Source organism: Mesorhizobium sp. M2A.F.Ca.ET.043.05.1.1 (assembly GCF_003952445.1).
In the GTDB taxonomy this organism is placed as follows: Bacteria; Pseudomonadota; Alphaproteobacteria; order Rhizobiales; family Rhizobiaceae; genus Mesorhizobium.
Genome location: NZ_CP034446.1, coordinates 6,173,934 through 6,189,250, shown reverse-complemented (window position 1 = coordinate 6,189,250; position 15,317 = coordinate 6,173,934). Strand labels below are relative to the sequence as shown.

The 15,317-nt window shown below is 63.6% G+C and carries 14 protein-coding genes; 8 read left to right on the top strand and 6 right to left on the bottom strand.

The window, feature by feature from the left end; genetic code table 11:
• Nucleotides 1–31 precede the first annotated feature (31 nt).
• Nucleotides 32–823, bottom strand: a complete 792-nt coding sequence (locus EJ069_RS29840) for a DUF3108 domain-containing protein (RefSeq protein ID WP_126064177.1) — start codon at nucleotides 821–823, stop codon at nucleotides 32–34.
• 257 nt (nucleotides 824–1,080) lie between these two features.
• On the opposite strand from EJ069_RS29840, the gene rpmB reads away from it, so the two are divergent.
• The 5 genes from rpmB to EJ069_RS29815 all read left to right on the top strand — a co-directional run bounded on the left by rpmB (nucleotide 1,081) and on the right by EJ069_RS29815 (nucleotide 5,764).
• Nucleotides 1,081–1,377: a 50S ribosomal protein L28 gene (gene rpmB / locus EJ069_RS29835; RefSeq protein ID WP_040989302.1), complete on the top strand. Its 297-nt coding sequence runs from the start codon at nucleotides 1,081–1,083 to the stop codon at nucleotides 1,375–1,377.
• Between the two features lie 107 nt (nucleotides 1,378–1,484).
• Complete coding sequence (locus EJ069_RS29830) at nucleotides 1,485–2,171, top strand: queuosine precursor transporter (RefSeq protein WP_126064176.1); 687 nt, start codon at nucleotides 1,485–1,487, stop codon at nucleotides 2,169–2,171.
• 58 nt (nucleotides 2,172–2,229) lie between these two features.
• A complete protein-coding gene (locus tag EJ069_RS29825; RefSeq protein ID WP_126064175.1) occupies nucleotides 2,230–2,904 on the top strand; it encodes a hypothetical protein in 675 nt (224 codons plus the stop codon).
• An 86-nt stretch (nucleotides 2,905–2,990) separates the two neighbouring features.
• A complete protein-coding gene (locus EJ069_RS29820; RefSeq protein WP_126064174.1) occupies nucleotides 2,991–4,766 on the top strand; it encodes a GtrA family protein in 1,776 nt (591 codons plus the stop codon).
• Nucleotides 4,767–4,954: 188 nt separating this feature from the next.
• On the top strand, nucleotides 4,955–5,764 hold the full coding sequence (locus tag EJ069_RS29815; protein WP_126064173.1) for a hypothetical protein: 810 nt from the start codon (nucleotides 4,955–4,957) through the stop codon (nucleotides 5,762–5,764).
• Nucleotides 5,765–5,792: 28 nt separating this feature from the next.
• On the opposite strand, the gene EJ069_RS29810 is transcribed toward EJ069_RS29815, so the two are convergent.
• The 4 genes from EJ069_RS29810 to EJ069_RS29795 all read right to left on the bottom strand — a co-directional run bounded on the left by EJ069_RS29810 (nucleotide 5,793) and on the right by EJ069_RS29795 (nucleotide 10,494).
• Nucleotides 5,793–6,809 (bottom strand): esterase-like activity of phytase family protein, encoded by a 1,017-nt coding sequence (locus EJ069_RS29810; protein ID WP_189476031.1) that lies wholly within the window; start codon nucleotides 6,807–6,809, stop codon nucleotides 5,793–5,795.
• Complete coding sequence (gene cobT / locus EJ069_RS29805) at nucleotides 6,806–8,704, bottom strand: cobaltochelatase subunit CobT (protein ID WP_126064172.1); 1,899 nt, start codon at nucleotides 8,702–8,704, stop codon at nucleotides 6,806–6,808. The genes EJ069_RS29810 and cobT overlap by 4 nt, the downstream gene beginning before the upstream one ends.
• A gap of 56 nt (nucleotides 8,705–8,760) precedes the next feature.
• A complete protein-coding gene (gene cobS, locus EJ069_RS29800; protein WP_126064171.1) occupies nucleotides 8,761–9,747 on the bottom strand; it encodes a cobaltochelatase subunit CobS in 987 nt (328 codons plus the stop codon).
• Between the two features lie 123 nt (nucleotides 9,748–9,870).
• Nucleotides 9,871–10,494: a J domain-containing protein gene (locus EJ069_RS29795; protein ID WP_126064170.1), complete on the bottom strand. Its 624-nt coding sequence runs from the start codon at nucleotides 10,492–10,494 to the stop codon at nucleotides 9,871–9,873.
• 136 nt (nucleotides 10,495–10,630) lie between these two features.
• On the opposite strand from EJ069_RS29795, the gene EJ069_RS29790 reads away from it, so the two are divergent.
• Nucleotides 10,631–10,933, top strand: coding sequence for a BolA family protein (locus tag EJ069_RS29790; protein ID WP_126064169.1), 303 nt, complete (start codon nucleotides 10,631–10,633; stop codon nucleotides 10,931–10,933).
• On the opposite strand, the gene EJ069_RS29785 is transcribed toward EJ069_RS29790, so the two are convergent.
• A complete protein-coding gene (locus EJ069_RS29785; protein WP_126064168.1) occupies nucleotides 10,934–11,737 on the bottom strand; it encodes an alpha/beta hydrolase in 804 nt (267 codons plus the stop codon).
• 293 nt (nucleotides 11,738–12,030) lie between these two features.
• On the opposite strand from EJ069_RS29785, the gene EJ069_RS29780 reads away from it, so the two are divergent.
• Nucleotides 12,031–13,980 (top strand): PrkA family serine protein kinase, encoded by a 1,950-nt coding sequence (locus EJ069_RS29780; RefSeq protein WP_042643762.1) that lies wholly within the window; start codon nucleotides 12,031–12,033, stop codon nucleotides 13,978–13,980.
• A gap of 19 nt (nucleotides 13,981–13,999) precedes the next feature.
• A complete protein-coding gene (locus EJ069_RS29775; protein WP_126064167.1) occupies nucleotides 14,000–15,310 on the top strand; it encodes a YeaH/YhbH family protein in 1,311 nt (436 codons plus the stop codon).
• Nucleotides 15,311–15,317: the final 7 nt, after the last annotated feature.

Genomic DNA, 15,317 nt, shown 5'->3' with positions numbered 1-15,317 from the left:
TCTCCCCCGCCGGCGCGCGGCGGCGCCTGACCTAATTTACCGCTTCGAATCGTCCGGCGCTGATGGTCAGCGGACCGATCTGGGTCCCGACCGTGGCGCGGATCGGCGCATATACGCCGGATTGACCGACCGGTGCAAACGTCACCAGCATGCGGCTCTTGCTCTTGAGGTAGTTCAGCGCCTTGCGTCCCTTGCGATAGCCCGCCACCGGCTCGAAGCCCATCTTGCAGGTCACCGTGTCGCCCTTGTAGCCCGGCACCGCGATCGAGCCCCTGGAGGCATAGGTCAGTGTCAGGTCGGCGCGCATCTCGCCATCATAGAACTTGACCGTGCGTCCGCAGACCTTGTCCAGGCTGTCGGCATGGATGACGGTCGCGGCCATCGGATCGAGCACCGATTTCAGGTCTCCGTCGCCGATCGGCACCCAGCTCTTCGGATCGCGCTTCCCTGGAGCGGGAACGACTTGCGTGGAGGAGACCGCCCCGTTGCTGAAGCGGATGTCGACCATGGAGGACTTCTTGCCGGACGTATAGTCGGCCCTGAACACCTGCGGCGTCATCCGCTTGTCGGCAATGATGCCTTTCGACGAAATCGTGCCTTTCGTGTCGTCGAACAGCCTGCCGAGCCCGGCGGCGGAGACGGTGCCGTTGATGGCGTAGGTATCGCCCACATAGCGGCTGGAAAAGGTCGCCCTGGCGATCGAAAGGCCCAGATAGGACACCGTATATTCGCCCTTGAAGGACTGTGGCGAGGGGGCGGCGAAGCTTGTTGCCGGCACGGCAAGGGCAAGAAGGGTGGCGAACGCATGAGATGGACGGAGCATGGCGGCTGGCGAATCCCTGGCGGTTCGGCCGGAACGCAACGGCTCCAGCCTGGCATATCCCTTCGCTAAGGGCTTATAGTATTAAATCCGGCCTTTATATGGAGCGGGCCCGACGGCAGGCGACGCGCCGGAGCTTGACGCAATGGCGAAATGCCACTATGGAACGCCAACTTTTCCAAAGGCCGCCTGACCGAGACCGCGCGCCGCCTGGCGCGGGCAGAATGGTTTGGCAGGTTTAGAAACTGAAGGTTAGACAAATGTCCCGCACCTGCGAACTCACTGCCAAGGCAGTCCAGACCGGCAACAATGTGAGCCACGCCAACAACAAGACCAAGCGTCGCTTCCTGCCGAACCTCGTCAATGTGACGCTGATTTCCGAAGCGCTGAACCAGAACGTTCGGCTGCGCATTTCGGCCAACGCGCTGCGTTCGGTCGAGCATCGCGGTGGCCTCGACGCCTTCCTGGTCAAGGCCGACGTCAAGGAATTGTCGCAGCGCGCTCGTCTGCTGAAGAAGCAGATCGCCAAGAAGCTTGCCGAGCAGTCGGCCGCTTAAAGCATTCGGGCGCGGGACGACCGCCTCGGGCACCGGCCAGACCGATGCTCGGATATGAGCGAGCGTCGCCTTGACGCTCGGCTGGTTCCATTACCCAGGATAAAAAAATGAATTTCCTGACGCGATACCTGCCCTTTGTGGCCGCCATGGCGCTTGTCGTCGTGGCGTCGAATATCCTCGTGCAGTTCCCGATGCAGGGCCAGGTCGGCGACCTGTCGCTCGCCGACCTGCTCACCTGGGGCGCCTTCACCTATCCCTTCTCCTTCCTGGTCACCGACCTAGCCAACCGCCGCTACGGCCCGGCCGTGGCGCGCAAGGTGGTGTTCTTCGGTTTCATGACTGCGGTGACCTGCTCGATCCTGGTCCCGCCCTTCCTGTTCCGTCATGGCCTGATCGAGTTCGAGACCGCCGCCGATCGGCTGGTGCGCATCGCGGCCGCTTCCGGCGCCGCCTTCCTCACCGCGCAATTGCTCGACGTCACCGTCTTCAACCGGCTGCGCCGGCAGAGCTGGTGGCGCGCGCCGATCGTCGGCACGCTGGTCGGCTCGGTGTTCGACACGCTCGTCTTCTTCGGCGTCGCCTTTTCCGCCGCCTTCGCCTTTGCCGGTCCCAATGACAGTTTCGCGCTGGAGAACGCGCCGCTGATGGGCGTGCTGCCGGTCGAGACGATGCGCTGGGTCTCCTGGGCGCTTGGCGACCTTTCGGTCAAGCTCATCATCGCCGTCGTGGCGCTGATCCCCTACCGGCTGCTCGCCGCGCGCTGGAGCCAGCCGGCGGTCGCCGTCGGAGCATGATCCCAAAAAGTGGGACTCGGTTTTTGGAAAAGATCATGCTCAAGCCTAAAGAGGGAACGTGATCCCCTGGGTTCAGCTTGATTCCGCCCGCACGCCCGATGGCGCTCAGGAACTGCGCCTGAAGCAGCGCGGCACTGAATTCTCGATCATGCTCGGCACCAACGAGCTGATGAACAGCCGCCTCAGCGGCTCCGAGGAGGCGCTCGCCAGGCTTTCCTGCGAGCGGATCGCCGGCCGCAAGCGGCCAAGCATCCTCATCGGCGGGCTCGGCATGGGCTTCACCTTGCGCGCCGCTCTCGCCGCGCTCGATGGCGATGCCGCCGTCACTGTCGCCGAGCTTGTCCCCGCGGTCGTTGGCTGGGCGCGTGGGCCGATGTCGACGATCTTCGGCGGCTGCCTCGACGATCCTCGCGTCAGCATTCGCGAGGCTGATGTCGGCAAGCTGATAAGGACGCAGAAAGCCGCTTGGGACGCCATCCTGCTCGACGTCGACAACGGTCCCGAGGGCATCGTCTACAAGGGCAATGACTCACTCTATGACGCGGCCGGGCTGGCCGCCGCGCGTGCCGCATTGAAGCCAGGCGGCATCCTGGCGGTCTGGTCGCAGGGGCCGGACGGCGGCTTCACCCGGCGGCTGAAGCAGGCAGGCTTCGCGGTCGAGGAGGTCAACACGCGCGCCCACGGCAAGCGCGGAGCCCGCCACGTCATCTGGATTGCAAGCAAGGCTCCGTGATCCGAGAGGATTGCCACGGCGGCTTTACGCTTTGTTACGGCTGATGGTGCAGGATCGCGAAAATTCTCCAAGGCTTCGCAACCACCATGACCGTGCAAGGCACCGGTTGGAAAAATGATCTCCTGCTTGCGGCATGCGCTACCCTGGTGGTGCTGACGATCAACGCGGTTTCCGGCTTCCCGACCCTTGCGAATTATGGCGCGGACAATGACAGCATGCTGCGGCTGGTCGAGGTCCGCGACCTGCTCGCCGGCCAGGGCTGGTTCGATCTCCATCAATACAGGATGGGCACGGCGGGCGGTTTCGTCATGCACTGGTCCCGGCTGGTGGACGCGCCGCTCGCATTGCTTGTCATGGCCTTCGACGCGCTGGGCGCCGGCGCCGCCACCGCCGAACGGGCGGCGCGGATCATCTGGCCGACCACGCTTTACGGACTGACCATATTCGTGCTCATGCGCGCCTCGCGGCGCTTCGCCGACGCCGACGTCGCGATGCCGTCGCTGATCCTGTCGACGGCCGCGCTTTTCTTCCTGATGGTCTACAGCCCCGGCGTGATCGATCATCACAATGTCCAGCTGCTGCTGACGGCGGCCAGCCTTTGGCTTCTGATGGAAGCACCCTTCTGGCGGCCTGCCGCCCTGCTGTCGGGCATTTGCGCCGGCCTGACGCTCGCTGTCGGCATGGAAACCGCTCCCTATGTGGCGACGCTCGGCATCTGCGCCGCGGTCCTGTTCATCCTCGACGATAAGGAGCGCGCCACCGCGCGAGGCTTCGGCCTTGGATTTGCCGGTGTCGCCTTGGGGGTCTTCGTGGCGACCATCCGGCCGTCCGACTGGAGCGTTGCCCAATGCGACGCGTTCTCGTCCTTCCAGTTCGCGGTTGCGGCGCTTTCCGGCTTCGGCCTCGCGATTGCCTCGACATTGACAGTATCGACGGTCCAGGCACGGTTCGTTTCGATGCTGGCGCTGGCCGTCGTGGTCGCGGTGACCGTGATAGCGGCCTTCCCGCAATGCCTGGCATCGCCCTATGCGGGCATGGACGAGCGCATCCGCACCTTTTGGCTGGCCGACGTGGTCGAAGCGCAGCCCTTCTGGAGCGTCGCCATCCACCAGCCCAAGCTGATGGCGGCGCGCTATGTGACGCCCTTCATCGCGATCCTGCTGATCGGCTTTCAGTTGCGAAGCCGTCGCCTGCGCCGCGAGGAGATGCTTGCCGCCATCCTGCTTGTCGTCGCCTTCGGCGTCAGCCTCTGGCAGGTGCGCGGCTCGACCTTTTCCGTCGCCTTCGCCGTGCTGCCGCTCTCGGCCTGGATCGCGCAAATCCGCCTCAGGGCCAGCGCCGCGCCCTCTTGGCGGATCTCCATCGCCATCGTCATGGCGTGGCTGGTCTCGCTCAATGCGACCTGGGCCGGGGTAGCGGTGGCGGCGCAATCCGTGGTCCAGAAGGCGCCGCAGGAGGTCCATTCCGATCCCGATCATGCCGTGACCTGCGGCAAGCCGGACGACTTCCGCGATCTGGCCGCCATGCCGGCGACGACCGTGCTTGCCTCGTCCAATCTCGGCTCGGGGATATTGATGTTCACCGGCCACCGGGCTCTGGCCGGCCCTTACCACCGCAATGTCGGCGGCAATCTCGCCATGCTCGACGCTTTCATGGGAACGCCGGAAGCAGCCCGCGCCGTCATCCAGCGCGAGCAGGTGGGATTGATCGCGATCTGCCGCGGCAACACGGAAGAGATATCGCTGGGCTTGGACGCGCCGGATGGCCTTGCCGCGGCGTTGCTGCGGGGCGACCTGCCGGCATGGCTTGAACTGGACCAGTCGACCGCGGGCAAGCCGATCGAGATATACAAGGTCCGTTGAATATCGGCTTGGGGCCAAATCAGCACCGTCGCCGGGTGCCTCGCAACGCCCTTGCTTTGCGCCGATGCAACATCACCTCGTGTTTTGGATACGGCGATTGAAGCCAGTCCGTGGATCATTGCAATCCAGCCTGTGCTTTGGTTAGCATTCCGCACGGTCGGGGTTCTTCGGATTGGGGAAGGTTATCCATGTCGGTCATAGACGGCGCGACGGCGCCAGCATCAGCCAGACAAACGCTGCAGCATATTGTCTCCCACATGGTGGAGGCGGTGAACCGCGCCGCGTTCGTGGAAAAGCCCTTCTGGCATCTGGAAATGACCGAAGTCTTCCCGGCGGACCTCTATCAGCGCATGCGCGCCGCCATGCCCGAGGCGCGCGAATATCGCGCGCTCAAGGGGCGCCACAATGTGAATATCAAGGCCGACGGCACCGCGACGCGGATCAAGATCGACCTCTACCCCGAATATATCCGCCATCTGCCGGCTGAGAAACGGGCCGTCTGGGCCCTGGTCGGCAAGGCATTGCACGCGCCGGAACTGAAGGAGGCCTTCATGCGCCGCCTTGCCCCGGGCCTGGAGCGCCGGTTCGGCTCGGATTTCATGAAGGTCGGCATGTATCCTGTGCCGATGCTGACGCGCGACGTGGCGGGCTACAAGATCGGCTTCCACACCGACACGAAATGGAAGGGCATAACGGTCCAGTTCTATTTGCCCGAGGACGACTCGATCAACCATATCGGCACCCGCTTCGCCGAGCGCATGCCGGACGGGCGTTTCGAGAATTCGCGCCGGATGTTGTTTTCGCCGAACACGGGCTACGCCTTTGCGGTCGGCGCCGACACCTGGCACGCGGTCGATACTGTCGGGCCGGAAGTCCGCACCCGCGACAGCATCCTTCACACCTATTTCGTCGACAACACGGCGACACTCAAGATCCGCAACCGGAGCAAGCGCGTCGCCAATTTCGTGATGAACGAAGTCCGCCACGTCGGCCGGTAATCTCCCGGCGCCCGCCGGCCGGTCTTGTTCAGTCCTGATGCAGGATGAATTCCAAATAGAGGTTGCGCTGCAGGATCGAATGGTTGTCGTCGGATACCAGCGACACCATCAGCGCGCCATCGTCGCGGGTCCAGACGTCGAGCCCTTCCATATTGTCGATCTCGTAGCCCTGGTCTGCCTCCATCAGCACCGGCCCGTCGGCAACCGCGCCCTTCTCGACGCTCTCACCATAGATGCGCCGCAGCCGCATCTTCACCCCGCGCGCGATCGAGAAACTGCGCTCCAGAAGCAGCAGGTCGCCGTCCGGCAAAAAGGCGCCGTCGGTGATGTCGAAATCGCCGTTGCGCCTGACGGTGAAGACGCCCTTGTGCGGACCTTCGATAATGGCGGCGTAGACGTTGCCCGCCTTGTCGAGGCTCCTCTCCGAAACCACGACCAGCCCGCCCGCATGCTGGCCGTAAGGATTGGCATGGGCGACGGTCTCGAAGCCGCGGTTCTGGCGCAGCTCCTGGGCGGGAACCAGATAGTCGAGCTGCCTGATCGGCGCTTTCATATTGTCGGGGTCGATCTTGAACTGGGCGACGCGCTGGTCCCGCTCGAAGCCGACGGTGGCGATGCCGTCCTTCACCGCGAGCCCTTCCGCGTCGACCTTCCATTTCCGGTCGATCGGCCGTCCCGAAGCGTCGACCATCTGCTGCATGCGGAAATTCTTGACACCCGAGGGGCGCTTGCCGGCGTCATGCGCGATCGTGCCGAAGAACCAGAAGCCGGTGTCGGCGACCCCGATGAAGTCGCTGCTCGGCTTCAAGAAACGAAGCGCCGACAGCGCGCCGAAATCGCGCGCCGGCGAGGTCATCTCCAGCCCGCCGACGAATTCGAACGGTCCGAACCGCGTCTCGTCATGGCCGGTATGGAACTGGGTGATCGGCCGCGCCGAAATCTCGACGGTCTCGACGGGAGCTCTCGGGGCGGCAATGGCCGGCGAGGCGCAGGTCAGCACGCAGGCGAAGAGCGTCCGCCGCGCACGCCGCCCCGAAAACATCATCCGGCGCGCCGCAACCCGCCGCGGCGCGTGTCGCGCGCGCTTTCCTCGCCGAACAGCGAGGCGAGCTGCTCGGTCATGGCCCCGGCCAGTTCCTCGGCATCGACGATGGTGACGGCGCGGCGGTAGTAGCGCGTGACGTCGTGGCCGATGCCGATGGCCAAAAGCTCGACCGGCGAACGCGTCTCGATCAGCTCGATGACCGCCCGCAGATGCCGCTCCAGATAATTGCCCGGATTGACCGAGAGGGTGGAATCGTCGACCGGCGCGCCGTCCGAGATCATCATCAGGATCTTGCGCTGCTCGGGCCGGCCGATCAGCCGGTTATGCGCCCAAAGCAGCGCCTCGCCGTCGATGTTTTCCTTGAGCAGGCCCTCGCGCATCATCAGACCGAGATTGCGCCGGGCGCGCCGCCATGGATGGTCGGCTGACTTGTAGATGATGTGGCGCAGGTCGTTGAGCCGGCCGGGATTGGGCGGCTTGCCGTCCTTCAGCCACTTTTCACGCGCTTGCCCGCCTTTCCAGGCGCGGGTGGTGAAGCCGAGGATCTCGACCGAAACGCCGCAGCGCTCCAGCGTGCGCGCCAGGATGTCGGCGCAGGTCGCCGCGACCGTGATCGGCCGGCCGCGCATCGAGCCCGAATTGTCGAGCACAAGGGACACGACGGTGTCACGGAACTTGGTGTCGCGCTCCTGCTTGAAGGACAGCGGCTGCATCGGATCGATGACGACGCGCACCAGACGCGCCGGATCGAGATAGCCTTCCTCAAGATCGAAATCCCAGGAGCGGTTCTGCTGCGCCATCAGCCGGCGCTGCAGCCGGTTGGCTAACCGCCCGACGACGCCGGACAGGTTGGCGAGCTGCTTGTCGAGGAAGGCGCGCAGCCGGTCGAGCTCCTCTTCCTCGCACAGGTCCTCGGCGCCCACCGTCTCGTCGAAGGCGGTGGTGAAGACCTTGTAGTCGATCTCTTTCGGCAAATTGAGGAACGGGTTGTCGTTGCGCTTGGCTTCGCCGGGCGTCTCGGCGTCGGAATCGTCCTCGTCGGAGAGGTCGTCCGATGTGGCGTCGGTCGCCTCCGTCTCGGCCGACTCTTCCTCGTCGGCGGAAGCCTCGGCATCTTCCGACTGCGACTGCTCGGAGCCTGAATCCTCCTCGCCGCCTTCCTCGCTCTGTTCCTCGCCCTGCTGCTCGTTCTCTTCGTTTTCCTCGGAGTCGTCGGTTTCCTGGTCGTCGCCGAGTTCCTCGGCCATCTCCATGGAAACCAGCATGTCGCGCACGACGCGGGCAAAGGCCTGCTGGTCCTCCAGCTTGGCCGAAAGGCCGTCGAGATCGCCGCTTGCCTTCTCCTCGACCCAGGGGCGCCAGAGATCGACCAGCCGCTCGGCGCTCTTCGGGATAGCGCGGCCGGTGAGTTTTTCGCGCACGATTAGCGCGATCGCTTCCTCCAGTGGGGCGTCGGCCTTGTCCCTGACGTCGACGAGGTTGGCCTTGGTGTATTTGTCCTCGAGCATCGAGCCGATATTGTCGGCCACGCCCTGCATGGCGCGGCTGCCGATCGCCTCGACGCGCGCCTGCTCGACGGCGTCGAAGATGGATCGCGCGAGCTTCCCTTCCGGCGCCAGCTTGTTGTGGATGCGCTGATCGTGGCAGGCCCGCTTCAGCGCCATGGAATCGCCGATCCCGCGGGTGATCGCGATGTCGTTGCGCGAAGCTTTCTTCGGCAGCTCGGGCAGCCGGGCGCGGTTGCCGGCCAGCGCCGGCCGGTCCTTGGCGAAGCCGACCTCGAGATCCTTGTCGCCGGCGACGGCGCGCATGCACACGGTGACGGCGCGCTTGAAGCTGTCCGCTTCAGACCCGTTCTTCGGCTTGTTGCGCGTGTTGTCGCCCGGACCCGCCATTGATCATTCCCTGCGCGTTTTCATGCTGAACGGCCGGAGGCCATTCAGCTGCGCGCCTAGCCCAGCACCACGTTGGCGGCGCTCTCTGGCAGATCCTCGCCGAAGGCGCGCTGGTAGAACTCGGCCACCACCGAACGCTCCAGCTCGTCGCATTTGTTGAGGAAGGTCAGCCGGAACGCCATGCCGATATCGCCGAATATCTCGGCGTTCTCGGCCCAGGTGATGACGGTACGCGGGCTCATCACGGTCGACAGGTCGCCATTGATGAAGGCCGAGCGCGTCATGTCGGCGACGCGCACCATCTTGTTGACGATGTCCCTGCCCTTGTTGTCGCGATAGTGCTTGGCCTTGGCCAGCACGATGTTCACCTCATTGTCATGCGGCAGGTAGTTGAGCGTGGTGACGATCGACCAGCGGTCCATCTGCGCCTGGTTGATCTGCTGCGTGCCGTGATAGAGGCCGGTGGTGTCGCCGAGACCGACCGTGTTGGCGGTGGCGAACAGCCGGAAGGCCGGATGCGGGCGGATGACACGGCTCTGGTCGAGTAGCGTGAGCCGCCCCGACGATTCCAGCACGCGCTGGATGACGAACATCACGTCCGGCCGGCCGGCGTCATACTCGTCGAAGCAGAGTGCGACATTGTGCTGATAGGCCCAGGGCAGGATGCCGTCGCGGAACTCGGTGACCTGCAGGCCTTCCTTGACCACGATGGCGTCCTTGCCGACGAGGTCGATACGGCTGACATGGCTGTCGAGGTTGACGCGCACGCAGGGCCAGTTGAGCCGTGCCGCCACCTGCTCGATATGCGTCGACTTGCCGGTGCCGTGATAGCCCGACACCATCACGCGGCGGTTGTAGGCAAAGCCGGCGAGGATCGCCAATGTCGTCGCCTTGTCGAACAGATAATCCGGGTCGATGTCCGGGACATGCTCGGTCGCCGCCGAATAAGCGGGAACGACCATCTTGGACTCGAAACCGAATTTCTCCTTCACCGACACCGTCGTGTCGGGCAGGTTGGCGATGTCGCGATCGACCTTGTTCATCTCTATCAACGTCTCCACGGGCGAAACGCCGCGTTTCGCCGGCAATCGATTTTGTCCGGGGGCGGTCTTAGAGCCTTTTCCAACCTGATGAAAGTTGGAAAACGCCACGAACCGTAGGGCCGCTCAGCACAATCCTGCCTGCTTGAGCACGCGATAGGCCTGCAGCACATCGCGGAACCGGTCTTCCGAACCTCTGTCGCCGCCATTCGCATCCGGATGGTGGCGCTTAACCAGTTCCTTATAACGCGCCTTGATGTCCTGACCAGTCGCCTTTGTATCAAGGCCAAGCGTTTCCAGCGCCTTGGCCTCAAGCGGCTTGGCCTTGCGCTCGCGCGGTTCGCGCGCGCCTGAGCCGAACAGGTTGAACGGGTCGCGCATGCGGTTGTAGTAGCCGGCGCGCCCTGAGCGCTGCTGCGCGAAATCCGGCGCCGAGCGCGTCCCGCCGCCATTGGCGCCCATGCGCCAGGTCGGCCTGTGACCGGTCAGCGCCTCTTTCTGGAAGCGGGCGATCTCGCTGTCCGACACGCCGGAGAAGTAGTTGAAGCCCTTGTTGTATTCGCACACATGATCGAAGCAGAAGCGGAAATACTCGCCCTCCTTGAGCCGCCCGACTGGCGCCCGGTGCGTGCCGGCCTCGTTGCAGCCGTCCCACTGGCAGATCGGCGCGCGCGACTTCAGCTCCGCGTCCTTTTCCGGCCGGATCCGGATTTTCTCGAAATATTTGGGATACGCTTTCATCTCACCCATTTATGGGCTGTTCGCATATGCGAAACAAGAATTGACATTTCGCCGATGATCGCCCTAACCGCTGAATCGCGGCTTAAAAGCGGTCGAAATACAAGATTTTGCGGCTGTGCCGCATATGTGGTGAAGGGAAGCCCTGATGTCCATACAGGCCAACATGGAAGACAAGCTGAAAGCGGCATTTTCGCCCGAACGGCTCGCCGTCATCAATGAAAGCCACCTTCATGCAGGCCATCACCATGTCGAGTCCGGCCATCACGCGACGTTCGACGGCACCGGCGAGACACATTTCCGCGTCCGCATTGTCTCGCCGAGTTTTGCCGGCATGAGTCGCATCGACCGCCACCGCGCCGTCAACCAACTGCTTGCCGACGAACTGAAGGCAGGCGTGCACGCGCTGGCGATCGAGCCGGCCGCACCCGGCGAGAAGACGCGCTGGTAATCAGGCCACCGTCGCCTTCAGGAAGGCCAGGACCGCCGCGGTCAAGGCGTCGCCATCCTCGCCGAAATCGCCATTGATCGACATATGCGTATAGGCGCTGCCGTCGAACAGCGTGACCTTGGTGCCGGTGGCGCGCAGGCGTTCCGCGAAAGCTTTCGACTCCTCGCCTCGCCCGGGCGCGCGTGAATAAGCGATGAAGGTCGGCGGATGCTTCCTGCCGTCGACATAGCTCGACGGCGAGAGCGCCGCCCATTGTTTCGGGTCGGAGAAGACACGCGCATAGGCGCGCACCATGCCGCCATTTCTCGCAAGCGCGGCAAGATCGTAGGCCCTGGTGTCGTCCAGGATCAGCGCGGCGACGCCCGGCAATCCTCCGCGCATGCCGGTCAGCGCGACCAGATGGCAGCCGGCCGAATGGCCCATGCCGACGATGCGGTCCGGATCGCCGCCATGCCGGGCGATGTTGGCGCGCACATAGGCATAGGCCTTTTCGACATCGCCGGCCTGGGTGGCGACATCCGCTTCCGGCAGCATGCGGTAGTCGATCGAGACGAACACGAAGCCATTGGCGAGCAGGAAGTCCGGCTTTGAGCCGACCTGGCTGCGCTTGCCGAACCGCCAGGCGCCGCCATGGACGAAGAAGACCACCGGCAGGTTCTTCGCGCCGGCCGGCGCGTAGATGTCGAGCTTGGCCGGACCGTAATCGAGGGTCTGCGGTTCCGGCTGGCCCGGACGGCCGGCTGACACACCCAGGGGCAACAGCGCCGCCAGGCCTGCCACGATGAAGCTGCGTCGATCGATCATCGTCATCTCCGGCCAGGTTGTGTCGCGGCGGGCACAGATGCTCGCCACGCGCCTCGTTTACGAACCAAAAATGACAACTTTCGGTGCGAAACCAAATCCGCTCCTTGACCGTCCGCTGGCAATCACCACGTATGTTCATAGGCGAGCATTTAAGGCCGAATCGGGGTGTCCCGAAGGCCAATGTCGGGGTGCATTGTGCGCTCTCTCTTCAGATGAAGGGAACCACAATGCTTTCCGGTGGTTGATGAAGCGATGAGCCGATTGGCAGCCTATCGGCTCCGAGGCAAAGCATCATGCGCGAGAACCAATCCGACGTCTTCGATCTGTTTTCGGAGATCTATTCCAATGCGGCACAGGAAGAGATCAGCCTTCAGCAATATCTGCTGGCCTGCCGCGAGGACAAATCCATGTACGCCTCGGCGCCGGAGCGCATGGTCGAGGCGATCGGCGAGCCGAATCTGGTCGACACCAGCAAGGACGAGCGGCTCGGCCGGATTTTTTCCAACCGCACCATCAAGATCTATCCCTCCTTTTCCGACTTCTACGGAATGGAGGATACGATCGAGCGCATCGCCGGATATTTCCGCTACGCCTCGCAAGGCCTCGAGGAGCGCAAGCAGATCCTCTATCTTCTCGGCCCGGTCGGCGGCGGCAAATCCTCGCTCGCCGAACGGCTGAAGAAGCTGATGGAAGAGCGGCCGATCTACACGCTCAAGGTCGGCAACCAGATCAGCCCGATCTTCGAATCGCCGCTCGGCCTCTTCCATCCCGACCGGATGGGCGATCTGCTGGAGGACAAATACGGCATCGCCCGCCGCCGCCTGAACGGACTGATCTCGCCCTGGGCGGCCAAGCGCCTGGATGAGCTGAAGGGCGACATCTCGAAATTCAGCGTCGTCAAGCTGATGCCGTCGCGGCTGCGCCAGATCTCCATCGCCAAGACCGAACCCGGCGACGAGAACAATCAGGATGTCTCGGCGCTGGTCGGCAAGGTCGACATCAGGCAGTTGGAGCATTTCAGCCAGTCCGACCCGGACGCCTATTCCTACAGCGGCGGTCTGAACCGGACGACGCAAGGCCTGCTCGAATTCGTCGAGATGTTCAAGGCGCCGATCAAGGTCCTGCACCCGCTGCTGACCGCGACCCAAGAAGGCAGCTACAACGGCACCGAGAATTTCGGCGCCTTCCCCTATCAGGGCATCGTCGTCGCCCATTCCAATGAATCGGAGTGGCAGCAGTTCAAGAACAACAAGAACAATGAAGCGTTCCTCGACCGCATCCTCGTGGTCAAGGTGCCCTATTGCCTGCGCATCACCGAGGAGCGGCAGATCTACGAGAAGCTGCTGCGCGAAAGCGAACTGGCGAACAGTCCTTGCGCCCCGGAGGTGCTGGACATTCTCAGCCGCTTCACCGTCTCGACCCGCCTTGCCGAGCATGAGAACTCGCCGCTCTACACCAAGATGCGTGCCTATGACGGCGAGAACCTCAAGGAGATCGATCCGAAGGCGAAATCGGTGCAGGAATATCGCGACGCCGCCGGCGTCGACGAAGGCATGACCGGCGTCAGCACGCGTTTCGCCTTCAAGATCCTGTCGCAGACCTTCAACTACGACACCAAGGAGGTGGCCGCCGATCCCGTCCACCTGATGTACATCCTCGAAGAGGCGATCAAGCGCGAGCAATTCCCGAAGGAAACGGAGGCCGCCTATCTCGAGTTCATAAAGTCGGAACTCGCTAGCCGCTATGCCGAGTTCATCGGCCACGAGATCCAGAAGGCCTATCTGGAATCCTACAGCGAGTATGGCCAGAACCTCTTCGACCGCTACATCGCCTATGCCGATGCCTGGATCGAGGATCAGGACTACAAGGACCCCGACACCGGCCAGATCCTCAACCGCGAGGTTCTGGAGAAGGAGTTGTCGCAGGTCGAGAAGCCGGCCGGCATCGCCAATCCCAAGGACTTCCGCAACGAAGTGGTGAAATTCACCTTGCGCGCCCGGGCGCGCAACCATGGCCGCAATCCTTCCTGGACGAGCTATGAAAAGCTTCGCGAGGTTATCGAGAAGCGCATGTTCGGCCAGGTCGAGGATCTGTTGCCGGTGATCAGCTTCGGTTCCAAGCAGGACAGCGTCACGGAGAAGCGGCACAATGAATTCGTTCAGCGCATGGTGGAGCGCGGCTATACCCAGCGGCAGGTGCGCCGATTGGTCGACTGGTACATGCGCGTGAACAAGGCGGGTTGAGGGACGCCCGAACGGTGCCATGCCGATCTTCATCGACCGCCGTCTGAACCCGAAAGACAAGAGCCTTGGCAATCGCCAGCGCTTCCTCAGGCGCGCCCGCGAGGATCTCAAGCGCAGCATCCGCGACAAGGTCCGCACCGGCGGCATCGCCGATCTCGACCGCGAACACGCCGTGCCGATGCCGCGCAAGGGCACCGACGAGCCGAGCTTCGGCGACGACAGGCAAAGCGGCCGGCGCCAGCACATCCTGCCCGGCAACAAGACGTTCAGCCCTGGCGATCTCATCGACAAGCCTGGCGGCGGCGGAGGCTACGGATCGGCTCCCGGGACCACGGAATCCGAAGACGACTTCCGCTTCGTGCTGTCGCGCGAGGAGGTGCTCGACCTTTTCTTCGAGGACCTCGAACTGCCGGATCTGGTCAAGCTCAACCTCAAGCAGATACTGAGCTTCAAGCCGAGGCGGGCAGGCTTCGCCGCAAGCGGGGCGCCGACCAACATCAATGTCGGACGCACGATGCGCAACAGCCACGGCCGCCGCATCGCGCTGAGGCGCCCCAAGCAGGCGGAGCTGGACGAAATCGCCAAGCAGATCGCCGAGCTGGAAGCGAAGCCGGCAAGCGCTGCGGTGCGCGAACGCATCACGGCGCTGCGCGAAGAGCTCGACCGGCTCGAGCGCCGGCGCAGGCGGATTGCCTATGTCGATCCGGTCGACATTCGTTTCAACCGCTTCGATCCCCAGCCTGTGCCCAATGCGAACGCGGTCATGTTCTGCCTGATGGACGTCTCGGGTTCGATGGGAGAGCGCGAGAAGGATCTGGCCAAACGCTTCTTCGTGCTGCTGCATCTCTTCCTGACGCGCCGCTACGAACGCATCGAGGTCGTCTTCATCCGCCACACCCACCAGGCCAAGGAGGTGGACGAGCAGACGTTCTTCTACCACACCGAAAGCGGCGGCACCGTCGTCTCCACCGCGCTCGAGGAAATGCACCGCATCATCGAAGAACGCTATCCGGCCGCCGAGTGGAACATCTACGCCGCCCAGGCCTCCGACGGCGACAACTTCGCTACGGACTCCGAGCGCTGCATAGAACTGCTCGACCGCAAGCTCATGCGGCTTTGCCAGTATTTCGCCTATGTGGAGATCATCGACGAGCGGGAAAGCCACATCTTCGGCTCGACCGAGAACGGCACGTCGCTCTGGCGCGCCTACAACGCCGTCGACGGCAAATGGCCGAACTTCCAGATGAGGCGCATTGCCGCGCCGGCCGATATCTACCCGGTCTTCCGTGAGCTCTTCGCCAGGCAGCCCGCCCTGCGCAAGAGCGCTTGAGGGGCTT